Consider the following 22,947-nt stretch of genomic DNA (forward strand, 5'->3'; position numbering starts at 1 on the left):
CCGCCTTCCGCTTCGTAGGTGGCAACATGGCAGCAGCTGGGACCGTCACAGGGGAACGCGCAGCGCCCCGTCGATGAGTGCGGCCGTCTCCTCCGCACCGGCACAGCCACTGCTCAGCAGCGCCTCCCGGACCGTTCGCAGCCGGTCGCGCAGCCTCAGCGACTCCATCCCCTTGGCCCGTTCGGCCATTTCGGCCGCCGAGGCCACCGCCCGGTCCGCCTCCCCCTGGCGCAGCTGGATCTCGCACAGCATGGCCAGCCGGTGCACCCGCCCCCGGTCGTGCGCCGGGGTGCCGACGGCCTCGGCGGCCTGCTCGTGCGCGGCGTCCAGGTCGCCCAGACTGAGCAGCGCCTCGGCCACCTGTACGTTGACCAGCCCGGGCTGGACGTAGCCCGTCTCGGCCGGCTCGCTGCCGGGCCGGATCCGCTCGGCGGCCGTCTCGGCCCGCCGGATGCAGGCCAGGGCGGCCGACGTGTCCCCGAGTTGGGCGTAGGCCTTGGCCTGCATCGCGTACAGGTCGGCGGCCAGTGCCGGGGTCGTCCGGCTGCCCGCGGCCCGCAGCGCGGCCTCGGCGAAGGCGACGGCCTGGCGGAAGTCCCGCAGGTGCAGGGACTGGTTGACCAGCAGGGCGATCACGTACGCGCCGAGCCCCCGGTCCCCGCTGGCCTTGGCGAGGCGCAGGGCCTGGTGGAAGTAGCGCTGGGCGAGTCCGTGCGCGTCGGAGTCGTACGCGCAGATGCCCGCGACCGCCACCAGGGACCCGGTGGCACGGTGCAGCTGCCGCCCGACGTCGTCGGAGTAGCCGCCGCGCAGCATCGGGGCGGTCTCGCTGCCGAGGAAGCGGACGATCCGGGCCCGGGTGGCCATCCCGCCGGCCCGGCGGTACATCAGCTCGTAATGGGCCCGGGCGGCCCGCAGGATCTCGATGTGCTCGGGGCCGATCCGCTGCGTGCCCGGGCGGGACACGTCGGCGTCCTCGGGCGGGTTCTCCCACTCCCACACCGGGATGACGGCGGGGGTGCCGGTGAGGGCCTGCGCGGTGAGCTGCGCGGGCCGGCCCAGCTCGTCGGAGCGCCACAGGGCGGTGGCCCGGTCCACGAAGCCGCTGAGCCGGGTGGCGTGCGCGGTCTGCCGGCCGGGGATGCCGAGCCCGATGTCGTCGAGGCCCACGGGGCGGTGCAGGCGTCCGCCGAGCACTTCGCAGATGAGGTCGGGCACCTGGCCGCGGGGGCGCTGCCCCTTCAGCCAGCGGGAGACCGCGGTGTGTTCGTAGCGCAGCGCGAGTCCGCGGGACCGGCCCGCCTGGTTGACGTGCGCGGCAAGTCCGGCGTGGGACATGCCCGCCTCGGCGAGGAGGGCGTCGAGCAGGGCGTTGGGCTGCATGGGCCCCTCCAAGGGCTCGTCGGCTTCAGGCTAGTGGCTCGGCGGTTCGCGCGGGGTGGGGTGCGGGCAATTCACACGGGGTGTGAAGCAAGAACGCGCATAAATGCGATACGCACCCTGCCGCGGAGGGCCCGCGCCGCGCTTCACTTAAGAGCCTCGCCAAGGAGGCCGCCCGGTCGTCGGCTCCCCCTCGTACAGTGCGACGACCCGGCAACGCGCCGCCCGCCCTGCTGTCTGCCCGACACTCCATGGCGGGCGGGCGGCGCACCACGGCTCCGCGGGGGCCGCCCGGTTGGTCGCCGGGTGGGTCCCCCGTCGAGCCCGGCCGGTTCCGCACCGGGTCCGTCCACCGGCCCGGTGCGGAGCGGCATCGCCGGTGACACGGATCCGCCCGGGCCGTTCCACTCCCCCCGGCCGGGCGGGTCCTGTCCCCGGTGGCCGGTGCGGTGCCCGGTCAGGTGCGGTCGTTGCGCAGCGCGAGCAGCGCGACGTCGTCGGCGAGGCGTCCTCCGGTGTGGCGCAGCAGGGCGGCGTGCACGCCCGCGACCAGCCGCGCGGGCGTGAGCGTCTGCTGGGCCGCGAGGAAACGGGCGAGGGGGAAGAACCGGCCGTGCCGGTCGCGGGCGTCCTCGGCGCCGTCGGTGTGGAGTAAGAGCGCTTCTCCGGGGTGGAGTTGGCCGAGTTCTTCCGGCTGGACGCCGGGCGGTACGGGCAGCACCCCGAGCGGCGGCCACGGGTCGCCCCCGTCCAGCACGCGCGCCTCGGCGTGCCGCTGCGCGGACCCGCTCCCCGCCCCGCCCTTGCTCCCCCGGCCACCGCTGGAAGCCGCCCCGCAGGGTTGCGGTACCGGCGCGCGGCGCAGGAGATACGGCCAGGGGTGGCCGCAGTTCAGGGCCAGGACCGTGTTGTCCGGAGCGATCTGGAGCAGCAGGACCGTGACGAAGTCCTCCGCGACCGGGGACTCCGGATCGGCCGGGCAGGCCGAGGGGTGCTCGGCCCGGGCGCGCTCCCGCAGGTACCGGTGCAGGGAGCGCTCCATCCGCAGCAGGACCCCGCCCAGCGACGGCTCGTCGTACGCCGCCTCGCGGAAGGACCCGAGGACCGCCGCGGCCGCGCCCAGCGCCGCCAGCCCGTGGCCCCGCACGTCCCCGATCACCACCCGCACCCCGTACGCCGTCGGCACGGCCTCGTACAGGTCCCCGCCCACCGCCGCCCCGCGGCTCGCGGACAGCTGGGCGGCGCACAGCGCCAGCCCGTCGATCCGCCCCGGCAGCGGCCGCAGCAGGACCCGCTGCGTGGCCCCGGCGATCTCCCGCGAGCGCCGCAGCTCGGCGACCAGGCCGCGCCGGATGTGCAGGGCGCAGCCCGTGGCCAGGACCAGGAAGGCCGCGCAGGTGGCGAGGCTGGGCCCCAGCGGGCCCGGGGTGGACAGCTCCCAGGACACCGCGGCGCCGCCCCAGGCGAGGACGCACCCCAGGCGCGCCCGGTGCATCTCCCGGCGCGTGATCATCCGCAGGACGCTCCCCTCCGGCTCGTCGGCCGGAACGATTGTGTCGACCTCCAGACGTACCGGACACGGCCGGAGGCCGTTCTCACCCGAATGAGTGAGCGTCGTCCGATATGCCTGCCGATATGCCCGAGGGGCCCGTCCGGTGGTCCGGACGGGCCCCTCAGCAGGTCCTGCTCACGGCGGATCAGGCGCCGCGCAGCACCGCCCCGGTCCGCTCGCCGGCGAGCGCCACCGCCGCGTCGCGCGCGGCCGTGGACTCCTCGGCGGTCAGGGTCCGGTCGGGCGCGCGGAAGCGCAGCGCGTAGGCGAGGGACTTCTTGCCCTCGCCGACCTGCTCGCCGGTGAACACGTCGAACAGCCGCAGCGATTCGAGCAGTTCGCCGGCGCCCTCGCGCAGCGCGGCCTCCACGGCCGCGGCCGGGACGGACCCGTCGACGATCAGCGCGACGTCCTGGGTCGCCACCGGGAAGGTGGAGATCCGGGGCGCCTGAAGGGCCTCGCCGCCGGCCGCCGCGAGGCGGTCGAGGTCGAGCTCCATGGCGCTGGTGCGGGCCGGCAGACCGAGGGCCTTGACCACGCGCGGGTGCAGCTCACCGGCGTGGCCGATGACCGTCTCGGCGCCGTCGAGGGTGACGACCAGCTCGGCGCAGCGGCCGGGGTGCCACGGACCGTACTGGCCCTGGCGGACGACCAGCTCGGCGCCCGCCTCGGCGGCCAGCGCGCGGGCGGCCTGGACGGCGTCGGCCCAGTCGGCCGGACGGCCCTTGCCCCACCAGCCGGCCTGCTCGCGGGCGCCGGCCAGCACGACCGCGGCGTACCGCGGCTGCGCGGGCAGGGCCGCGTCCAGGGTGGCGATCTCCTCGTCCGTGGGACGCCGGTCGACCGGCAGCCGCACGGCGGCACCCGGCTGCTCGCCGGCGCGGAAGACCGAGCCGGTCTCGAACAGCGCCAGGTCGTGGCTGCCCCGGCTGTCGTTGCGGCGCAGCGCGCCGAGGAGGCCCGGCAGCAGCGTGGTGCGCAGCGCCGGCTCCTCGTCGGAGAGCGGGTTGACCAGCTTGACGACCCGGCGGCTCGCGTCGTCCGCGGGCAGCTGGAGCTGGTCGAAGACGCCCTCGCCGATGAACGGGTAGCTGAGCGCCTCGACGTAGCCGGCGCCGGCCAGGGCGCGGCCGACGCGGCGGTGCAGCTGCTGGCGCGGGGTCAGACCGCGGCCGGAGGGCACCTGCGGGAGGGTGGACGGGAGGTTCCCGTAGCCCTCCAGGCGGATGACCTCCTCGGCGAGGTCGTTCGGCGCGGCGAGGTCGGGCCGCCACGAGGGGACGGTGACGACGAGCTCGTCCTGGCCGTAGACGTCGCAGCCGATCTCCTGGAGGCGGCGCACGACGGTCTCGCGGCCGTAGTCCATGCCCGCGACCCGGTCCGGGTGGTCGGCGCGCATCGCGATGGTGCGCGGGGCGCCCGGGGCGATGAGCTCGGTGACCCCGGCCTCGGCGGTGCCGCCCGCGAGCAGCACCAGGAGGTCGACGGTGCGCTGCGCGGCCGCGGCGGCGGCCAGCGGGTCGACACCGCGCTCGAAGCGCTTGGAGGCCTCGGAGGACAGCTTCATGCGGCGGGCGGTGCGCGAGATCGACACGGAGTCGAAGTGCGCGGCCTCGATGACCACGTCGGTGGTGCCGGTGACGGCGCCGGTCTCGGGGTCGGTGACGGAGTCGGCGATCTCGGTGTTGGCGCCGCCCATGACACCGGCGAGCCCGATCGGGCCGCTGTTGTCGGTGATCACCAGGTCCTCGGCGTCGAGGATCCGCTTGACCCCGTCGAGGGTGGTGAACTTCTCGCCCTGCTCGGCACGGCGGACGCCGATCTCGCCGTCGAGGCGCGAGCGGTCGTAGGCGTGCAGCGGCTGGCCCAGTTCGAGCATCACGTAGTTGGTGATGTCGACGGCGAGGGAGATCGGGCGCATGCCGGCCTTCTGGAGGCGGCGGGTGAGCCAGATCGGGGAGCGCGCCTCGGGGTCGAGGCCGGTCACCGTGCGGGCGGTGAAGCGGTCGCAGCCCTGCGGGTCGGAGATCTTCACCGCGTACCCGTACGAGTTCGGCGCGGGCACGTCGAGCAGGGCCGGGTCGCGCAGCGGCAGGCCGTAGGCGGTGGCGGCCTCGCGGGCCACACCGCGCATCGACATGCAGTAGCCGCGGTCCGGGGTGATGTCGATGTCCAGGACCTCGTCGACGAGCTCCAGCAGCTCGATCGCGTCGGTGCCCGGCTCGTACTCCGGCGGCAGCACGATGATGCCGTGCGTGCCGTCGTCGCCCATGCCGAGCTCCTCGCCGGAGCAGATCATGCCGTGCGAGGTCTTGCCGTACGTCTTGCGCGAGGCGATCGCGAAGTCGCCGGGCAGGACGGCGCCGGGCAGGACCACGACGACCTTGTCGCCGACGGAGAAGTTCCGGGCGCCGCAGACGATCTCCTGCGGTTCGCCGGTGCCGTTGGCCTGGCCGACGTCGACCGTGCAGAAGCGGATGGGCTTGCGGAAGCCCTCCAGCTCCTCGATGGTCAGCACCTGGCCGACGACGAGGGGGCCCTTGAGGCCGGCGCCGAGCTGCTCGACGGTCTCGACCTCGAGGCCGGCGTCGACGAGCTTGGCGGCCACGTCGCGGCCGGTCTCGCCTGCGGGGAGGTCGACGTACTCCCGCAGCCAGGAAAGCGGGACGCGCATCAGATCTCACTCCCGAACGGCCGGGTGAAGCGCACGTCACCCTCGACCATGTCTCGCATGTCTTCAACGTTGTGGCGGAACATCAGCATCCGCTCGATGCCGAACCCGAAGGCGAAGCCGCTGTACTTCTCGGGGTCCACGCCGCAGGCGACGAGCACCTTGGGGTTGACCATGCCGCAGCCGCCGAGCTCGATCCAGCCCTCGCTGGAGCAGGTACGGCAGGGGCGGTCGGGGTTGCCCACCGACTCGCCGCGGCAGACGTAGCACTGCATGTCCATCTCGGCGGACGGCTCGGTGAAGGGGAAGAAGTGCGGGCGCAGGCGGGTGGTGGTCTGCTCCCCGAAGAGCTCCTTGACCATGTGGTCGATGGTGCCCTTGAGGTCGGCCATGGTCAGGCCCTCGTCGACGGCGAGGAGCTCGACCTGGTGGAAGACCGGGGTGTGCGTCGCGTCGAGCTCGTCGGTGCGGTACACGCGGCCCGGGCAGACGATGTAGACGGGGGGCTTGCGCTCCAGCAGCGAACGCGCCTGCACCGGGGAGGTGTGGGTGCGCAGCACGACGCCGGACTCGTCGCCCTGGGTGCCTTCGGGGCCCTGGACGAAGAAGGTGTCCTGCATCTGGCGGGCCGGGTGGTCGGGCGTGAAGTTGAGGGCGTCGAAGTTGAACCACTCCGCCTCGACCTCGGGGCCTTCCGCGACCTCGTAGCCCATGCCGACGAAGATGTCCGCGATGCGGTCCATCAGCGTGGTCAGCGGGTGGCGGGCGCCGGCGGGAACGCGGTCGTAGGGCAGCGTGACGTCCACCGCCTCCTCGACCAGCACCCGCTCGTCGCGCTCGGCCTCCAGGGCGACCGTGCGGGCCCCGAAGGCCTTGTTCACGGCGCCGCGGGCCTGTCCGACGCGCTTGCCCGCCTCGGCCTTGGCCTGGGGCGGCAGGGCGCCGATCTCGCGGTTGGCGAGCGCGAGGGGCGAGCGGTCGCCCATGTGCGCGGTCTTCGCCTCGCGGAGCTCGTCGAGGTCGCCGGCGGACGCGAAGGCGGCGAGCGCCTCGTCCCGCATGCGCTCGATCTCTTCCGGTTTCAGTGCCTCGACCTCGACAGGGTCGTACGACTTGTTCGGTGCCGACATCTCTTCCCGTACTTCCGATGGCTGGCTGGTGGGTCCCCGCACGACTCGCACGACTCGATCGGCTGATCGGCGTGATCGGCACAAGGACACAAAGGTGCCAAAGGACGAGTCTAAGGGCCGCCGGGGGTGAGGAAGCCCGTGGGCCGCCTGGCGAGACTCCCCGCAGGGCTACTGGGTGAGGTAGGCCGGCGCGCTCACGGGCAGCATAAATCGGAACTCCGCGCCGCCGCCGGGTCCGCGCCCGACGGTGATGGTGCCGCCGTGGGCCTCCACGATGCCCTTGACGATGTACAGGCCCAGGCCGGTGCCGCCGCGCTTGCTCCCCCGCCAGAAGCGGGTGAAGACGCGGGCCATCGACTCCTCGGGGATCCCGGGGCCTTCGTCGGTCACGGTGACGGCTGTTCCCTTCTCGTACGGCGCTACGTCGATGGTGACCGTTCCGTCGCCGTGCCGCACCGCATTTTCGAGGAGGTTGCCCAGGATCTGGTCGATCTTGTCCGGGTCGGCCCACAGGTCGGGCAGCGGGCGGCTGACGCGTACGAGGAACCGCTCGGGGGCCTGGCCGTTCGCGGTGAGGGCCTGGACGTGCCGGCCGACGGCCGCCGCGATGTCCACGGGCTGCCGGCGCACCTCCAGGCGGCCGGAATCGATGCGGGAGATGTCGAGGAGTTCCGCGATGAGGCGGGTGACGCGGTTGGCGTCGGCGTCGACGGTCTCCAGCATCAGCCGCTTCTGGTCGTCGGTGAACCGCTCCCATTTGGCGAGCAGGGTCGCCGTGAACCCCTTGACGGAGGTCAGCGGGGAGCGGAGCTCGTGCGCGACGGTGGCGATCAGCTCGGCGTGGCTGCGCTCGGTGCGGCGGCGGGCCTCGGTGCCGCGCAGGGTGACCACGAGGCGGCTCAGCGGGCCGGTGGGGTGGGTGCGCACGTAGGCGGCGGAGACCAGCACCTCGCGGCCACCGGGCAGCAGCAGGTTCCGCTCCGGCTGCCCGCGCCGGGTGGCGAGGCCGCCGTACGGGTCCGTCAGGGTCCACCAGCGGCGGCCCTCCAGGTCCTCCAGCGGGAGCGCGCGCTCGATGCGGGCGCCGAGGGCCTGGCCGACCGTGATGGCGGTGATCCTGGAGGCGGCCCGGTTGAAGCAGACGACGTGCCCGGTGTGGTCGGCGACGACGAGGCCGTCCGGCAGCTCGTCGGGGTCGAGGGCGAAGGCCCCGTCCGGCGTGTCCCGGAACCGCTCCGCGGCTCCCGCGGTCACCGGCGAGCTGTTCGTGCCGACGGTCATGTCCCCGTACCCCACATCTCCGGGTAGCTCAGTGGGCCCCCGGACGGCCACATTACTAGCTGGGGGTCACGGAGCGGCACCCTCCGGGCGCCCGCTGTGCACGCGCGGACGCGTAGAGGCACACGGCGGCGGCGGTGGCGAGGTTCAGGCTCTCGGCCTTGCCGTGGATCGGGACCCGCACGACGGCGTCCGCGAGCGCCCGGGTCTCCTCGGGCAGGCCCCAGGCCTCGTTGCCGAAGACCCAGGCCGACGGGCCGCCCATGGTGCCGGCGTCCAGTTCGGCGTCGAGGTCGTCCTGTCCGGCGCCGTCGGCCGCGAGGATCCGTACGCCCGCCGCCCGCAGCCCCGCCACGGCCTGCTCGACAGGGACGCCGACGGCCACGGGGAGGTGGAAGAGGGAGCCCACGGAGGCGCGGACGGACTTGGGGTTGTAGAGGTCGACCGAGGCGTCGGTCAGCACCACCGCGTCGGCGCCCGCGGCGTCCGCGCAGCGCAGGACGGTGCCGGCGTTCCCGGGGTCACGGACGTGCGCGAGGACGGCGACCAGCTGGGGACCGGACTTCAGGATCTCCTCGAAGGGCGAGTCCAGGAAGTGGCAGACGCCGACGAGCCCCTGCGGGGTGACGGTCTGCGAGACCTCCGCGAGCACCTCGTCCGAGGCGTGGTGCACCCGCGCGCCGCCCAGCAGCGCGGCCTCGACGATGTCGGGGTAGCGCTCGGCGGCCTCGACGGTGGCGAACAGCTCGATCAGGGTGGCGCCCTGGGAACCGCGGTGCGCGACCGCCTCGCGGACGGCCTGGGGGCCCTCGGCGAGGAACCGGCGCTCCTTGGTGCGGAAGTTGCGCCGCGCCAGCCGCCGTGCGGCGGCCACCCGCGGGGATCGGGGGGAGATCAGCTCGGCGGGGGTGGGCATGCTCTCAGGGTTCTCTCTCGGGTGGTCCGGTGCGCGGCCGGGGCCGTGCGGGGCGGGGCGAACGCACACGGACCCGCAGGCGAGCGCCTGCGGGTCCGTGGGTGCCGGCCCCAGTCCATCGGGCCGGCGAATGCCTTACGCGGCGGCCTTGGGCGCGTTCACGTCGGCCGGGAGGGCCTTCTGCGCGACCTCGACGAGCGCGGCGAACGCGTTGGCGTCGTTGACGGCCAGCTCGGCCAGCATCTTGCGGTCCACCTCGATGTTGGCGGCCTTCAGACCCTGGATGAGGCGGTTGTACGTCATGCCGTTCTGGCGGGCAGCGGCGTTGATGCGCTGGATCCACAGCTGACGGAAGTCGCCCTTGCGCTTCTTGCGGTCGTTGAAGTTGTAGACCAGCGAGTGGGTGACCTGCTCCTTGGCCTTGCGGTACAGGCGCGAACGCTGACCGCGGTAGCCGGAGGCCGCCTCGAGGATCGCCCGGCGCTTCTTGTGGGCGTTTACTGCCCGCTTGACGCGTGCCACTTTTTAACTCCTTGTAGCGGGGCCGTGGTTGTCTTCACACGGCCCGAATTCGATGGGGTCCCGGTCTCGACGTCCCGCCCCCGCAGAGGGGCGGAAGGACGTCACTTGCCGAGAAGCTTCTTGATCTTCGCGGCGTCGCCGGGGGCCATCTCCGCGGTACCGGTCAGGCGGCGGGTGACACGGGACGACTTGTGCTCGAGCAGGTGGCGCTTGCCGGCGCGCTCACGGAGCACCTTGCCGGAGCCGGTGATCTTGAAGCGCTTCTTGGAACCGCTGTGCGTCTTGTTCTTCGGCATAGCGCCGTTATCTCCTCGTCGGTGGCGCTCCCACCGGTCCTTGCGGACCGGCTGGCGGGAGCGTCATGTTGTGTGGGTGATCCGAGACGGGCTGCCCCGGAATCAGGCCTCGGCGTTCGCCTCGGCAGAGCCGTCGGCGGCGACCTCGGGGGACTCCACCTCGGCGGACTCCGCCTCAGCGGCCTCCGCGTCGGCCGGAGCGGCCTCGGCGGCGGCACCACCCTGACGCTCGGCCTTGCGGGCGGCCTGCGCCTCGCGGGCTTCGGCCATCGCCTCGGTCTTCTTCTTGTGCGGACCGAGAACCATGATCATGTTCCGGCCGTCCTGCTTCGGGTTCGACTCGATGAAGCCGAGGTCCTGGACGTCCTCCGCGAGACGCTGCAGCAGTCGGTAGCCGAGCTCCGGCCGGGACTGCTCGCGACCACGGAACATGATCGTGATCTTGACCTTGTCGCCCTGCTTGAGGAACCGAACGACGTGACCCTTCTTGGTGTCATAGTCGTGCGGGTCGATCTTCGGCCGGAGCTTCATCTCCTTGATGACCGTGTGCGCCTGGTTCTTGCGCGCCTCACGGGCCTTCATGGCCGACTCGTATTTGAACTTGCCGTAGTCCATGAGCTTGCAGACCGGCGGACGCGCGGAGGCGGCGACCTCGACCAGGTCCAGGTCGTATTCCTGCGCGAGCTCAAGCGCCTTCGCAAGCGGGACGATGCCCACCTGTTCGCCGCTGGGACCGACGAGTCGCACCTCAGGGACGCGAATCCGATCGTTGATGCGGGGCTCGGTGCTGATGGATCCTCCTCGGTAGCACCACACGGCTGCCTGGCAGACAACCGCTGACGTCTTGTGTCGTCAGACCTCAACCGCGGCGGAGAATGAAAAATGCCCCGCCGGGCACAGGCAGGGGCTCCAAAACAACCGGAGCACCGCCGCGTGCGAACCGCGGGGCGCAACTCGGCGGCCTTCCATCGTCCGTACGGAACGATGGATACCGCCTGACCGGATGACCCGCCTCCCCGGAGGGCGGTCGGGTGGGAGATCGGAGCCTCCACTTGTGGGCCGGGCACATACGTGTCCGGCCGGTCGCTGTCCATACTACCCCACGCCAGGCAAGGCCGCCGCACGACCTATCGTGGAGCGCATGACTGACGCGACGCCCTCCGATTCCACCACTCCCGACTACGACGAGATGACCCGCGACATCGCGGACGTCCCGGCCGTCGAGGTCATCACCACGGTGGCCGTCCACCTGCTGAGCGCCGCGGCGGTCAACCTGGGCCTGGACAAGCCGGACTCCGAGCACAAGGACCTCGACGAGGCCCGCAAGCTGATCACCGCCCTGGCCGGCCTGGTCTCCGCCAGCGCCACCGAGATCAGCTCCTTCCACGCGGCCCCGCTGCGCGACGGCCTGAAGTCGCTCCAGCTGGCCTTCCGCGAGGCCTCGATCGTCCCGGACGAGCCGGGCCAGGGCCCCGGCGAGAAGTTCACCGGCCCGGTCTACGCCTGAGCCTCCGCCCGCTGACCGCTGATTCCGTTTACTCAGGCCGAAGGGCCGTCCGCGACCTCGCGGACGGCCCTTCGGCCTGAGTACGCGCTCCTCAGCGCGTGAAGAGCGGCTCGCCCGGCGGGACCGGGGCACCGGCCGGCAGCAGGGCCAGGTCCAGGCCGCGCACGAGGCGCCCGCGCAGGGTCTCGTCCGCGGCGATGGCCTCGGCCACCCGGCGGGCGGCGGGGGCGACCGGCGCCCCCTCGGCCAGCACGATGGCGAGGGTGCCGTCGGCGGCGTCCCCGCCGGGGCCGAGGTGGGCGCGGAGCACCGCCGGCTCGGCGGCCACCGCGGCCCGTACCGCCGCGCGCACGGCCGGGTCGGCCAGCGGGTCGGCGTCGGTGCGCCCCTCGGCCAGCGCGAGCAGCGCGGAGCCGGTCAGCTGGTAGGGGACGGGGCCGGCCAGGTCGAGGACGATCGTGTCCGCCTTCTCGTGCGCGGCGGCGGCCAGGGCCTGGTGCAGCGGGACCGCCACCGGGCGGGCGGCCGGGTCCCACAGGGCCAGCGAGGCGAGGGAGGTGAACGCGGGCAGCGCCCTGCGGTGGCCGGCGGTGAGGGTGGGGACGGCCATGTCGCTGGTCTTCTCGCGCTTCAGGCCCGTCGCGGGGTCCGTCTCGACCTCGCCGAGCACCGCCACGACGGGCACCAGCAGGCGGGCGTCCTTCAGGGCCGCCAGCAGCTCGGGCTCGCGTCCCCGGTCCTCGGCCCAGGCGGCCAGGGCCGCGCTCAGCCGGGGGTCGGCGGTGCCGTCGTCGTCGGAGAAACCGGGGTCTGGAATGTTCTTGGTCGCCACAATGACCCGACCCTATCCCGCCGGGGGCGGGGCCTGGCCCGCGGCGTCCCGCCGTGCGGCGCGCGGGCGCCGGGCCAGCACGGCGGCCAGCACCAGCAGCGCCGCTCCCCCGGCGGCGACCGCCGGGGCGGTCCGCCGGGAGCGGTGCTCGCTCGCGCGGACGGGATCGGGTCCGATGCCGAAGAACCGCTGCCCGGCCGGGACGGCGACCGGCGCCGGGGCCTCGGGGCGCAGCCCCGCGGCGGCCTGGAGGGCGGCGACGGGGTCCACCGTGCCGTGGCCGCGGGCGTCGTCACGGCCGCCGGGCGGGCGGGCCGTGGCGGTGTCCTCCAGCAGCTTCTTGATCTGCGCCGGGGACAGACCGGGGTGGGCCGCCTTGACGAGGGCCACGGTGCCGGAGACGAAGGCCGCGGCGGCGCTGGTGCCCCAGCCCTCGTAATAGGCCCGGTCGGGGTCGGCGAGGACCACGTCGACGCCGGGGGCGCTGACGGTGGCGTACCAGTGGCTGGTGGAGAAGGGGGCCCGGCGGCCCTGGCGGTCCACGGCGGCGACCGCGATGACCCCGGGGTAGGCGGCGGGGTAGGAGGTGTGGTCCCCGCGTTCGCCGCCGTTGCCGACGGAGGCGACGACGACCACGCCCTTGCCGAGGGCGTACTGCACGGCCTCGTCCTCGGCGGACTCGTGGTGGGCGGTGTCGCTGTCGTCGCCGAGCGACATGTTGATCACGTCGGCGCCGTGGTCGGCGGCCCAGCGGATGCCTTCGGCAAGGGCACCGGTCTTGCTGTCACGGGCCTTGGCCCGGCCCGGGTCGGCCTCCTCCAGGATCACCCGGACCGGCAGGATCCGGGCGTGCGGGGCGATGCCGAGGACGCCCTGGCTCCGGGCCGGGCCGTGCCCGTGGCCCGCGATGATGCCGGCCATGGCGGTGCCGTGGCGGGCCCAGGCGCGGTCGCCGCGGCCCGCGCCCATGCCGACGAGGTCGGTGCCGTCGAGGACCTGGCCGTCGAGGTCGGGGTGGCTGGAGTCGACGCCGGTGTCGAGGACGGCGACGGTGATCCCGTCGCCCTGGGTGATGCCCCAGGCCTCCTCGGCGCGCAGGGCGAGGAGGCCCCACTGGCGGTCGCGGATGGTGTCGGCGGCCGCGGCCGGGGCGGCGACGGCCACGAGCAGCGCGGCCAGGGCCGTGGCGGCCCCGGCCCCGCGCAGGGCGGCCTTCCGCGACGCCGCTGCCGCCGCCCGGGGCGTGCCGGGGCGTGGCCGGGGGGTGGGGGTCATCGGGAGGGCTCCTGGCGCGGGCGTTGTACGGCGGCCGCCTGTGCGGGCTCGGTGGGGCGGGGTGCGGCGAGGGCGCCGAGGGTGCGTTCGACGCGGACCGCGAGGGCCTTGGCCTCGTGGCCCAGGCCCGCTTCGGCGACGGTGCCGGTGGCGCTCTGCGCGGCGGCCGCCTCGGCCGGGACGGGGGCGTCCATGGTGCGGCCGTCGGCGAAGGCGGAGACGGCGTAGACCACGGCGGGTGCCTCGGCGACGACGCCGGCCGTCCAGGCGGCGCGGCGGGAGTCGGCGTACCCGTAGGCGGGCGGGGCGGAGAGGTGGCCGCGCAGGCCGTCCATGGTGCGGGCGTCGGCGGGGGTGAAGACGAGGCCGACGGTGATCAGGCTGCTGCGGGTGGAGTCCGTGTAGGTGGCGCGGAGCACCCGGGTGCATCCGGTGGCGGTGAGCGCGGCGCGCCAGTCGGCGGGGAGGACGGCGGCGCAGTCGGCGTCGGGCGCGACGGCGATCCGGGTCCAGGTGCGGCTCGCGCCGCCGGGGCCGGCCTCGCGGTCCTCCAGTACGGGAGGGAGCAGGCCGTCCACGGGCGCCGTGTGCCAGAGGGCGGCGGCCTTGCGGTAGGCGGCGTCGGGGGGCAGCGCGTGGTGGTCGGCGCGGTACTGGCTCCAGGTGGTGACGGCGCCTCCGGCGAGGAGGGCGGAGCCGAGCAGGGCGCTGAGGACGGCGGCGGTGACGCGGGCCGGATGGCGGCGGGGCAGGGGGGCCGGCGGCGGCTGCTGCCAGGGGTCGTCCAGGACCTCGGTCCGCGGTGTCGTCGTGGTCATGCGGCGGCTCCGCCCCCCGTTCCGTACGGCTGCCTGCCCGTACTCTACGGGGCCGCCGCCCCGGCCGGGCCGGGGCGGGGTCGGCGCGACCCCTACCCGTCGGTACGGCGGTCTGGCAAGCTGCGGCCCATGACTTCGGACCGGGCCCGGTACGACCGGGCGACCGCGCATCTCGACGCGCCCCTGGCCATCGTGGACCTGGACGCCTTCGACGCGAACGCCGACGACCTGGTGCGCAGGGCGGGCGGGAAGCCGGTCCGGGTGGCCAGCAAGTCCGTGCGGTGCCGGGCGCTGCTCGAACGGGTCCTGGCCCGGCCGGGGTTTGCGGGGATCATGTCGTACACGCTGGCCGAGTCGCTGTGGCTGGCGCGGTCCGGGTTCGAGGACGTGCTGCTCGCCTATCCGTCCGCGGACCGGGCCGCGTTCGCGGAGCTGGCCGGGGACCCGAAGCTCGCGGCCGCCGTCACCGTGATGGTCGACGATCCCGCGCAGCTGGACCTGATCGAGCGGTCGCGGGCCGGCGGGGCCGAGGAGCTCCGGGTCTGCCTGGAACTGGACACCTCGCTGCGGCTGCTGGGCGGCCGGGTACGGGTCGGGGCGCGGCGCTCGCCGCTGCGCGAGCCGGGGCAGCTGGCGGAGCTGGCGCGGGCGGTGGCCTCCCGGCCGGGGTTCCGGGTGGTGGGGCTGATGGCGTACGAGGGGCACGTGGCAGGGGTCGGGGACGCGGTGGCCGGGCGGCCGGTGCGCTCGCGGATGATCCGGCTGATGCAGGGCGCGGCCCGCAGGGAGCTGGCGGCGCGGCGGGGCGAGGTGGTGCGGGCCGTGCGGTCGGTGGTGGCGGACCTGGAGTTCGTCAACGGCGGTGGTACGGGGAGCGTGGCGGAGACGGCCGCCGAGGAGGCGGTGACGGAGATCGCGGCCGGTTCGGGGCTGTACGTGCCGAGGCTGTTCGACAACTACACCTCGTTCCGGGGGCGTCCGGCGGCGCTGTTCGCGCAGCCGGTGGTGCGCCGGCCGGGGGTGGGGGTGGTGACCGTGCTGGGCGGCGGCTATCCGGCCTCGGGTGCGGCGGGGGCCGACCGGCTCCCGGTGCCGTACCTGCCCGCGGGGCTGCGCTACGACCCGCAGGAAGGGGCCGGCGAGGTGCAGACCCCGCTGCTGGGGAGCCCGGCCGACGACCTGCTGATCGGCGACCGGGTCTGGTTCCGGCACGCGAAGGCCGGGGAGCTGTGCGAGCGGTTCGACACCCTGCACCTGGTGGAGGGCGACCGGGTTTCCGCGTCCGTCCCGACCTACCGGGGCGAGGGGCTGACCTTCCTCTAGAGGACCGTGTCCGCTAGAAGACGGTGTCCGCCTGGTCGGGGATGACGCTGGTGTCGGCCCGGCGGACGGGGGCCGGGGTGCCGTCGTGGCCGGTGTAGCCGGTGGTGGAGCAGGGGTAGGGGGTCGTCTTCTGCTTCTTCGGCTCGATGAACATGGGGTTCACGATCCACTTGCCGTCGCTGTTGTCGTAGGCGCGGCACATCAGTTCGTTCTTGTTGCGGTTGACCACCAGGCGCAGGGCGGTGGCGTCGCGCAGGAAGGTGACGTCGGTGTCGGAGTCGCCGGCGGCGAAGACCTGGCGGCGGGCGGCCGGCTGGACCCTCTCGGCGGCCGGGCCCCGGACGCCGAAGACCTCCTTGTTGATCCAGCAGCGCTTGCCGTCCACGTAGGTGATCATCGTGTCGGCGCCGTCGGCGACGGATCCGCAGCCCTGGAGGTGGGTGGTCAGCTTCCCGTCCCGGGTGGTGTTGCGGATGCCGATGACGTGGTCGGCGCCGACGCCGACGCCCCGGGCCCAGACCTCCACGACGGGCTGGGGTGAGGCGGAGCTGATCCAGACGTCGAAGCCGGCGCGCTGGAGGTTCTTGACGAGGTCGCGCTGCTGGTCGTAGTAGCGGACCCAGCCGGTGACGGAGCCGGTGCCGACCTGCTGCCTGGCGCCGATGGGGGCGGCGAGGTTCTCGGTGCGGGCGGCGGCGGCGAAGCCGCGGACCTGGCCCGGGGTCCAGCCCTGGAGGAGCTGGGGCAGCCAGGCGTAGGCGGGTTCGATGGTGCGGCGGTCCCAGCCGGCGAAGGCGGCGGCGCCGGTGCGGGTGGCGGAGGTGCCGTAGACGGCGCCCAGCTCGTCGGCGCAGGCCGCGCCCTCGGGGGTGCCGGTGGGCAGGGGGGTGCCGGGGCGGGCGAGGGGGCCGCAGGCGGTGGTGAGGGCCTGTGCGGCGGCGGGGGTGAGGTAGCGGCTGGTGGTCTTCCAGTCGGCGGGCTGGCGGATCTTGCCGTTGCGCAGGAGCCAGAACATGGTGGCGTCGCCGACGTCGTTCTTGACGACGGTGTTGTCCCAGTCGAAGACGGCGACGGGCTTGTTGCGGCCGGGCCGGTAGGGGTTGCAGCTGCCGTACTGGTCGATGAGCTGCTGGAGACGGGCCTGGTTGTCGCCGTACCAGCCGGCGGCGAGCTCGGGGGTGGTGCAGGCCGGGTGTGCGGCCTGGGCGGGGGCGGCCGCGGTGAGGGTGGCGGCGGCCATCGCGGCGGCGGCGCCGGCCGCCTGGAGCCTGCGCCGGGTGCTGGGTCGGGTCACGGGGGTGGTCGCTCCTGGTTCTCGTGCAAGATCGTCGGGCACGGTAGAGCACGACAGCCGGGCGTCGTGCGACGCCCGGCTGTCGTGGGGGTGGGGCCCAGGTGAACGTCGGGTGTTTACAGGGGCGTCACGTACGCGCCGGAGATGCCGCCGTCGACCAGGAAGTCGGTGGCGTTGATGAAGGAGGAGTCGTCGCTGGCGAGGAAGGCGACGGCGGCGGCGATCTCGGTGGGTTCGGCGAAGCGGCCGAGCGGGATGTGCACCAGGCGGCGGGCGGCCCGTTCGGGGTCCTTGGCGAACAGCTCCTGGAGCAGGGGGGTGTTGACGGGTCCCGGGCACAGGGCGTTGACGCGGATGCCCTCGCGGGCGAACTGGACGCCGAGTTCGCGGGACATGGCCAGGACCCCGCCCTTGGAGGCGGTGTAGGAGATCTGGGAGGTGGCGGCGCCCATGATGGCCACGAAGGAGGCGGTGTTGATGATGGAGCCGCGGCCCTGGCGCTGCATGTAGGGGAGGGCGGCCTTGCAGCAGAGGTAGACGGAGGTGAGGTTGACGTCCTGGACGCGGCGCCAGGCGTCGAGCTCGGTGGTGAGGATGGAGTCGTCGTCCGGGGGCGAGATGCCCGCGTTGTTGAAGGCGATGTCGACGGAGCCGTAGGTGTCGAAGGCCGTCTTGAACAGGGCGTCGACCTGTTCCTTGTCGGTGACGTCGACCTGGACGAAGGTGCCGCCGACCTCTTCTGCGGCGGCCTTTCCGGCGATGGGGTCGATGTCCGCGCAGACGACGTTCGCGCCCTCGGAGGCCAGGCGGCGGGCGGTGGCGAGGCCGATGCCGCTGCCGGCTCCGGTGATGACGGCGGTGCGGCCGACCAGGCGGCGGCAGACGATCTCTTCGGTGCGGTCGGTCATGGGGTTCAGGCCTCCGTGCTGATGAAGACGTTCTTGGTCTCGGTGAATGCGGTGAGGGCGTCGGGTCCGAGCTCGCGGCCGAGTCCGGACTGCTTGTATCCGCCGAAGGGGGTCCAGTAGCGGACGCTGCTGTGGGAGTTGACGGAGAGGTTGCCGGCCCGGACGGCGCGCGAGACGCGCAGGGCGCGGCCGACGTCGCGGGTCCAGAGGGAGCCGGAGAGGCCGTACTCGGTCGCGTTGGCCAGGCGTACGGCGTCCTCCTCGTCCTCGAAGGGGAGGAGGACGGCGACCGGTCCGAAGACTTCCTCGGCGGCCACGGGCGCGGTGGGGTCGACCTCCGTGACGAGGGTCGGCGGGTACCAGAAGCCGGGGCCCTCGGGGGCGGTGCCGCGGACGGCCTTGAGGTCGTCGGTGACGTAGGCGCGGACGCGCTCCAGCTGGGCCGCGGAGACGAGCGGGCCCATCTGGGTCTTCTCGTCGAGCGGGTCGCCGACGACCACCGAGGTGAGGGCGGGGGTGACCAGGTCGAGGAAGCGGTCGTAGACGGAGCGCTGGACGAGGATCCGGGTGCGGGCGCAGCAGTCCTGGCCGGTGTTGTCGAGGTAGGCCATGGGGGCGGCGGCGGCCGCCGTTTCGAGGTCGGCGTCGGCGAAGACGATGTTGGGGCTCTTGCCGCCGAGTTCGAGGGTGACCCGCTTCACCCGGTCGGCGCACTTGGACATGATCTGCTTGCCGACCCGGGTGGAGCCGGTGAAGACGATCTTCGCGATGCCGGGGTGTTCGACGAGGGCGTCGCCGGTGACCGCTCCGTGGCCGGGGAGCACCTGGAAGAGGTGTTCGGGGATCCCGGCTTCGAGGGCGAGTTCGGCGAGGCGCAGGGCGGTGAGGGGGGTGGTTTCGGCGGGCTTGAGGATGACGGCGTTGCCGGCGGCGAGGGCGGGTGCCAGGCCCCAGGCGGCGATCGGCATGGGGAAGTTCCAGGGGGCGATCACGCCGATGACGCCGAGGGGTTCGAGGAAGGTGACGTCGATGCCTCCCGCGACGGGGATCTGGCGTCCGCTGAGGCGTTCGACTCCGCCGGCCGCGTAGTCGAGCAGGTCGCGGACGTTGCCCGCCTCCCAGCGGGCGTTGCCGAGGGTGTGGCCGGCTTCGCGGACCTCCAGCCGGGCCAGTTCCTCCAGGTGGCCGTCGACGACCGCGGCGAAGCGGCGCAGGAGCCGAGCCCGGTCGGCGGGGGCGGCGGCGGCCCAGCCGCGCTGGGCGGCGGTGGCGCGTGCGACGGCACTGTCGACGTCGTCCCGTGTGGCGGCCGGGACGGTGGCGACGAGTTCCTCGGTGGCCGGGTTGAGCACCCTCAGGTGGGAGGGGTCCAGCGCTTCGGACACGTGGTGCCTTTCTGGGACGGGTGCGGTGCGGAGCGGGACGGTCAGAGGCGTTCGAAGGAGCGGCGGCGTTCCCAGTCGGTGACCGCGGAGTCGTAGGCGTCGAGTTCGACGCGGGCCATGTTGCGGTAGTGGGCGACGACTTCGGGGCCGAAGGCGGCCTTGGCGATCTCGCTGTTCTCCCAGAGTTCCGCGGCCTCGCGCAGGGTGGTGGGGACGTGGGCGAAGTCGGCGGTGTAGGCGTTGCCGGTGCAGGCCTCGGGGAGTTCGAGGCGGTTCTCGACGCCGTAGAGGCCGGCCGCGACCAGGCCGGCGACGGCGAGGTAGGGGTTGACGTCGCCGCCGGGGAGGCGGTTCTCGAAGCGCATGGAGCGGCCGTGGCCGACCACGCGCAGGGCGCAGGTGCGGTTGTCGACGCCCCAGGCGACGGCGGTGGGCGCGAAGGATCCCGGGCGGAAACGCTTGTACGAGTTGATGTTGGGGGCGTAGAGAAGGGAGAAGTCGCGCAGCGCCGCCAGCTGGCCGGCCAGGAAGTGCCGCATGAGCGGTGACATGCCGCCCGGTCCGTCTCCGGCCATGGCGTTGCGTCCGTCGGTGTCGGTGAGCGAGAGGTGGATGTGGCAGGAGTTGCCCTCGCGCTCGTCGAACTTGGCCATGAAGGTGAGCGAGACGCCTTCCTGGGAGGCGATCTCCTTGGCGCCGGTCTTGTAGACGGAGTGCTGGTCGCAGGTGGTGAGCGCCTCGTCGTAGCGGAAGGCGATCTCGTGCTGGCCGAGGTTGCACTCGCCCTTGGCGGACTCGACGGTCAGTCCGGCGGTCTGCATCTCGTTGCGGATGCGGCGCAGCAGGGGTTCGATGCGGCCGGTGCCGAGGACGGAGTAGTCGATGTTGTACTGGTTGGCGGGGGTCAGGGCGCGGTAGTCGGCGTTCCAGGCCTGTTCGTAGGTGTCCTGGAAGACCATGAACTCCAGCTCGGTGCCGACCATGGCGGTGTAGCCGTGTTCGGCGAGGCGCTCCAGCTGGCGGCGCAGGATCTGGCGGGGCGCGGCGACGACCGGCGTGCCGTCGTGCCAGGCGAGGTCTGCGAGGACGAACGCGCTGCCGGGGTTCCAGGGGATGCGGCGGAGGGTGGCGAGGTCGGGGTGCATGGCGAAGTCGCCGTAACCCCGGTCCCAGGAGGACATCTCGTAGCCGTCGACGGTGTTCATGTCGGTGTCGACGGCGAGGAGGTAGTTGCAGCCCTCGGTGCCGTGGTCGAGTACCTCGTCGAGGAAGAACTGTGCGGCGAACCGCTTGCCCTGAAGTCGTCCCTGCATGTCGGGAAAGGCGAGGACGACGGTGTCGATCTCGCCGCCTGCGACGAGGGCGCGAAGCTCCTCGGGCGCGAGCGGCGGCTTGCGGTCTACCACGGGGATCTCTCCTTCGGTGAGCCGAGAAGGCCTAAGGTATTGAACAGAACCATTGCTTGGGAAGGGGAGGAACGGAGATGACCGACACGGCGGGCGACGGGGGCGCGATCGCGCGGCTCAATCCCGTGCTGCGGCAGGTCCGGGCGGGCAACGGTTTCGAGGAGGCGCTGGAGCAGATCCTCCAGGTGGTCCGGCTGGGTCTGGTGCCGGGCGGGGAACGGCTGCCGCCGGAGCGGGAGTTGGCGGAGCGGATGGGGATCAGCCGGGTCACCCTGCGCGAGGTGCTGAAGGTGCTCCAGGACCAGGGCCTGGTCGAGGCCCGGCGCGGCCGGTACGGGGGCACGTTCGTGCTGGCCCGCCCCGACACCCCGGCCGGCGGGGCCGAGGAGGAGCTGCGGCGGCGCGTGGCGGGGGTGGACATCGAGGACGTGCTGCGCTTCCGCGAGGTGCTGGAGGTCGGCGCGGCCGGGCTGTGCGCCTCGCAGGGGCTGCCCGAGGAGGGCGGCGAACGGCTGCTCGCCGCCCTGGCCGCCACGCACGACGCCCCGCTGGCCGAGTACCGCCGCCAGGACACCCTCTTCCACCTGACCCTGTGCGAACTGGCCGGCTCGGCCAGCCTGACGGCCCAGTACGCGGCCGTCCGGGCCCGGGTCAACGACCTGCTGGACTGCATCCCGCTGCTGGTGCGCAACCTGGAGCACTCCCAGCAGCAGCACAGCGCCCTGGTGGAGGCGGTGCTGGAACGCGACGCGGAGGCGGCGCGGGCGGTGATGCGCGAGCACTGCTGCGGTACGGCGGCCCTGCTGCGCGGATTCCTGGCCTGAGGGGGCGGGGCGGTTGAGGCGGGAGAGGTTTTCGTAACCCCTGTTTAACGCAGGGGTCTTGCGCGCTCCCCGCCCTTGACGCAAAGGTACGCAGCGAAACCTTTCCTCCTGGGCAGGAGCGCACATGGCCGAAGACCTTTCCACCGCGCCCGCATCACCCGCCGTCGGGGACACCGACGCCGAGTACCTCCAGCGCCGGACCCTGCGCCGCGGCAGCGCCGGCTGGCTGCTGCTGACCGGGCTCGGCGTCGCCTACGTCGTCTCCGGGGACTACTCCGGCTGGAACGTGGGCCTGTCCAAGGGCGGCTTCGGCGGCCTGGCCGTCGCCACGGTGCTCATGGGCGCCATGTACGCCTGCCTGGTCTTCTCCCTCGCCGAACTGTCCACCATCCTGCCCACGGCGGGCGGTGGTTACGGCTTCGCCCGCCGCGCGCTGGGCCCCTGGGGCGGCTTCCTGACCGGTACCGCCATCCTCATCGAGTACGTCCTGGCCCCGGCGGCGATCGTCATCTTCATCGGCGACTACGTCGAATCCCTGGGCCTGTTCGGGCTGACCTCCAGCTGGCCGGTCTACCTCGGCTGCTTCGTCGTCTTCATCGGCGTCCACCTGTGGGGCGTGGGCGAGGCCCTGCGCTTCAGCCTCGTCGTCACCGCCATCGCCGTGGCCGCCCTGCTGGTCTTCGCCGCCGGCGCGCTGACCGGCTTCGACGCGGCCTCCCTCGACAACATCCCGGTGGACACCGGTGCGTTCGGCTCCGGCTCCTGGCTGCCGTTCGGCGTCCTCGGCATCTGGGCCGCGTTCCCCTTCGGCATGTGGTTCTTCCTCGGCGTCGAGGGCGTCCCGCTGGCGGCGGAGGAGGCCAAGGACCCGGTCCGCTCCATGCCGAAGGCCCTGGCCATCTCCATGGGCATCCTCGCGCTCCTCGCCCTGGTCACCTTCGTCGCCGCCACCGGCGCGCAGGGCGCCGACGCCGTGAAGTCCGCGGGCAACCCCCTGGTCGTGGCCCTGGAGGGGGACGGCGGCCCGACCGCGCTGAGCCGCTTCGTCAACTACGCGGGCCTCGCCGGCCTCGTCGCCTCCTTCTTCTCCCTCATCTACGCGGGCTCCCGCCAGCTGTTCGCCCTCTCCCGGGCCGGATACCTGCCGCGCTTCCTTTCCCTCACCTCCCGGCGCAAGGCGCCGTACCTCGGACTGGTGATCCCCGGCGCGATCGGTTTCGCCCTCGCGGCGGCCACCGGCAACGGGGCGCGGATGCTGAACGTCGCGGTGTTCGGGGCGACCATCTCCTACGCCCTGATGGCCCTCTCCCACATCGTGCTGCGCCGCCGCGAACCCGGCCTGGAACGGCCGTACCGCACCCCCGGAGGGGTCCTGACCTCGTCCGTCGCCTTCGTCCTCGCCCTTTCGGCGCTGGTCGCCACCTTCCTGGTGGACGTCGACGCGGCGCTCATCGCCCTCGCCGTGTACGCCGTCGCCCTCGCCTACTTCGCCTTCTACAGCCGCCACCGGCTCGTGGCCTCCGCGCCCGAGGAGGAGTTCGCCGCGCTTGCGGAAGCCGAGGCGGAGTTGACCAGAGACTGAAATCCTGCTCCCGCACCCTGCTCCGCTTCCGGCACCACCCTGGAGGTA

20 protein-coding genes are annotated in these 22,947 nt (G+C 73.4%); 4 read left to right on the forward strand and 16 right to left on the reverse strand.

Annotated features, from left to right (window positions below):
* Positions 1-45: 45 nt before the first annotated feature.
* The 9 genes from BX286_RS08595 to infC form a co-directional block, all read right to left on the reverse strand.
* Positions 46-1,383, reverse strand: coding sequence for a transcriptional regulator (locus BX286_RS08595; RefSeq protein ID WP_100865058.1), 1,338 nt, complete (start codon positions 1,381-1,383; stop codon positions 46-48).
* Positions 1,384-1,837: 454 nt separating this feature from the next.
* Positions 1,838-2,893, reverse strand: a complete 1,056-nt coding sequence (locus tag BX286_RS08600; RefSeq protein ID WP_079425203.1) for a PP2C family protein-serine/threonine phosphatase — start codon at positions 2,891-2,893, stop codon at positions 1,838-1,840.
* Positions 2,894-3,077: 184 nt separating this feature from the next.
* On the reverse strand, positions 3,078-5,606 hold the full coding sequence (gene pheT / locus BX286_RS08605; protein ID WP_079425204.1) for a phenylalanine--tRNA ligase subunit beta: 2,529 nt from the start codon (positions 5,604-5,606) through the stop codon (positions 3,078-3,080).
* Positions 5,606-6,733 carry a phenylalanine--tRNA ligase subunit alpha gene (gene pheS, locus BX286_RS08610; RefSeq protein WP_079425206.1) on the reverse strand — a complete coding sequence of 376 codons (1,128 nt, stop codon included), beginning with the start codon at positions 6,731-6,733 and terminating at the stop codon, positions 5,606-5,608. The genes pheT and pheS overlap by 1 nt, the downstream gene beginning before the upstream one ends.
* A gap of 168 nt (positions 6,734-6,901) precedes the next feature.
* Positions 6,902-8,014, reverse strand: coding sequence for an ATP-binding protein (locus tag BX286_RS08615; protein WP_121014804.1), 1,113 nt, complete (start codon positions 8,012-8,014; stop codon positions 6,902-6,904).
* A gap of 55 nt (positions 8,015-8,069) precedes the next feature.
* Positions 8,070-8,927: an RNA methyltransferase gene (locus BX286_RS08620; protein WP_079425208.1), complete on the reverse strand. Its 858-nt coding sequence runs from the start codon at positions 8,925-8,927 to the stop codon at positions 8,070-8,072.
* 135 nt (positions 8,928-9,062) lie between these two features.
* Entirely contained in the window at positions 9,063-9,449 is a 387-nt protein-coding gene (gene rplT, locus BX286_RS08625) for a 50S ribosomal protein L20 (protein ID WP_079425210.1), read from the reverse strand.
* 101 nt (positions 9,450-9,550) lie between these two features.
* Positions 9,551-9,745, reverse strand: coding sequence for a 50S ribosomal protein L35 (gene rpmI, locus BX286_RS08630; protein ID WP_030387121.1), 195 nt, complete (start codon positions 9,743-9,745; stop codon positions 9,551-9,553).
* Positions 9,746-9,847: 102 nt separating this feature from the next.
* A complete protein-coding gene (gene infC, locus BX286_RS08635; protein WP_079425212.1) occupies positions 9,848-10,561 on the reverse strand; it encodes a translation initiation factor IF-3 in 714 nt (237 codons plus the stop codon).
* Positions 10,562-10,886: 325 nt separating this feature from the next.
* Here infC and BX286_RS08640 point away from each other — a divergent pair, with 325 nt between their 5' ends.
* The gene (locus BX286_RS08640; RefSeq protein ID WP_079425214.1) at positions 10,887-11,252 is read left to right on the forward strand and encodes a DUF1844 domain-containing protein; all 366 of its coding nucleotides are present in this window, start codon (positions 10,887-10,889) and stop codon (positions 11,250-11,252) included.
* A 91-nt stretch (positions 11,253-11,343) separates the two neighbouring features.
* Here the strand turns inward: BX286_RS08640 and BX286_RS08645 are convergent, their stop codons facing one another.
* From BX286_RS08645 to BX286_RS08655, 3 genes are read right to left on the reverse strand one after another with little or no spacing between them, the layout of a single operon-like run.
* Positions 11,344-12,084, reverse strand: a complete 741-nt coding sequence (locus BX286_RS08645) for an SseB family protein (RefSeq protein ID WP_079425216.1) — start codon at positions 12,082-12,084, stop codon at positions 11,344-11,346.
* A gap of 12 nt (positions 12,085-12,096) precedes the next feature.
* Positions 12,097-13,359, reverse strand: coding sequence for a type VII secretion-associated serine protease mycosin (gene mycP, locus BX286_RS08650; protein ID WP_121014805.1), 1,263 nt, complete (start codon positions 13,357-13,359; stop codon positions 12,097-12,099).
* A complete protein-coding gene (locus BX286_RS08655; RefSeq protein ID WP_185117255.1) occupies positions 13,356-14,177 on the reverse strand; it encodes a hypothetical protein in 822 nt (273 codons plus the stop codon). The genes mycP and BX286_RS08655 overlap by 4 nt, the downstream gene beginning before the upstream one ends.
* 129 nt (positions 14,178-14,306) lie before the next feature.
* Between BX286_RS08655 and BX286_RS08660 the strand changes: the two genes are divergently transcribed.
* Positions 14,307-15,500 carry an amino acid deaminase/aldolase gene (locus BX286_RS08660; RefSeq protein WP_079425220.1) on the forward strand — a complete coding sequence of 398 codons (1,194 nt, stop codon included), beginning with the start codon at positions 14,307-14,309 and terminating at the stop codon, positions 15,498-15,500.
* A 13-nt stretch (positions 15,501-15,513) separates the two neighbouring features.
* Here BX286_RS08660 and BX286_RS08665 read toward each other — a convergent pair whose 3' ends face one another.
* From BX286_RS08665 to BX286_RS08680, 4 genes are all read right to left on the reverse strand, one after another.
* A complete protein-coding gene (locus tag BX286_RS08665) occupies positions 15,514-16,794 on the reverse strand; it encodes a haloacid dehalogenase-like hydrolase (protein ID WP_261993382.1) in 1,281 nt (426 codons plus the stop codon).
* 116 nt (positions 16,795-16,910) lie between these two features.
* A complete protein-coding gene (locus BX286_RS08670) occupies positions 16,911-17,702 on the reverse strand; it encodes a 3-oxoacyl-ACP reductase (protein WP_079425222.1) in 792 nt (263 codons plus the stop codon).
* 5 nt (positions 17,703-17,707) lie between these two features.
* Positions 17,708-19,087: an aldehyde dehydrogenase gene (locus BX286_RS08675; RefSeq protein WP_100865053.1), complete on the reverse strand. Its 1,380-nt coding sequence runs from the start codon at positions 19,085-19,087 to the stop codon at positions 17,708-17,710.
* A gap of 41 nt (positions 19,088-19,128) precedes the next feature.
* Positions 19,129-20,493, reverse strand: a complete 1,365-nt coding sequence (locus BX286_RS08680) for a glutamine synthetase family protein (protein ID WP_079425226.1) — start codon at positions 20,491-20,493, stop codon at positions 19,129-19,131.
* A gap of 77 nt (positions 20,494-20,570) precedes the next feature.
* Here BX286_RS08680 and BX286_RS08685 point away from each other — a divergent pair, with 77 nt between their 5' ends.
* Both BX286_RS08685 and eat read left to right on the forward strand, forming a co-directional pair.
* On the forward strand, positions 20,571-21,317 hold the full coding sequence (locus BX286_RS08685) for a FadR/GntR family transcriptional regulator (protein WP_079425228.1): 747 nt from the start codon (positions 20,571-20,573) through the stop codon (positions 21,315-21,317).
* 124 nt (positions 21,318-21,441) lie between these two features.
* A complete protein-coding gene (eat, locus tag BX286_RS08690) occupies positions 21,442-22,899 on the forward strand; it encodes an ethanolamine permease (protein WP_079425230.1) in 1,458 nt (485 codons plus the stop codon).
* Positions 22,900-22,947 lie beyond the last annotated feature (48 nt).

Origin of the sequence: Streptomyces sp. 3211.6 (assembly GCF_003634815.1) — a bacterium.
GTDB classification, from domain to species: domain Bacteria; phylum Actinomycetota; class Actinomycetes; order Streptomycetales; family Streptomycetaceae; genus Streptomyces; species Streptomyces katrae_A.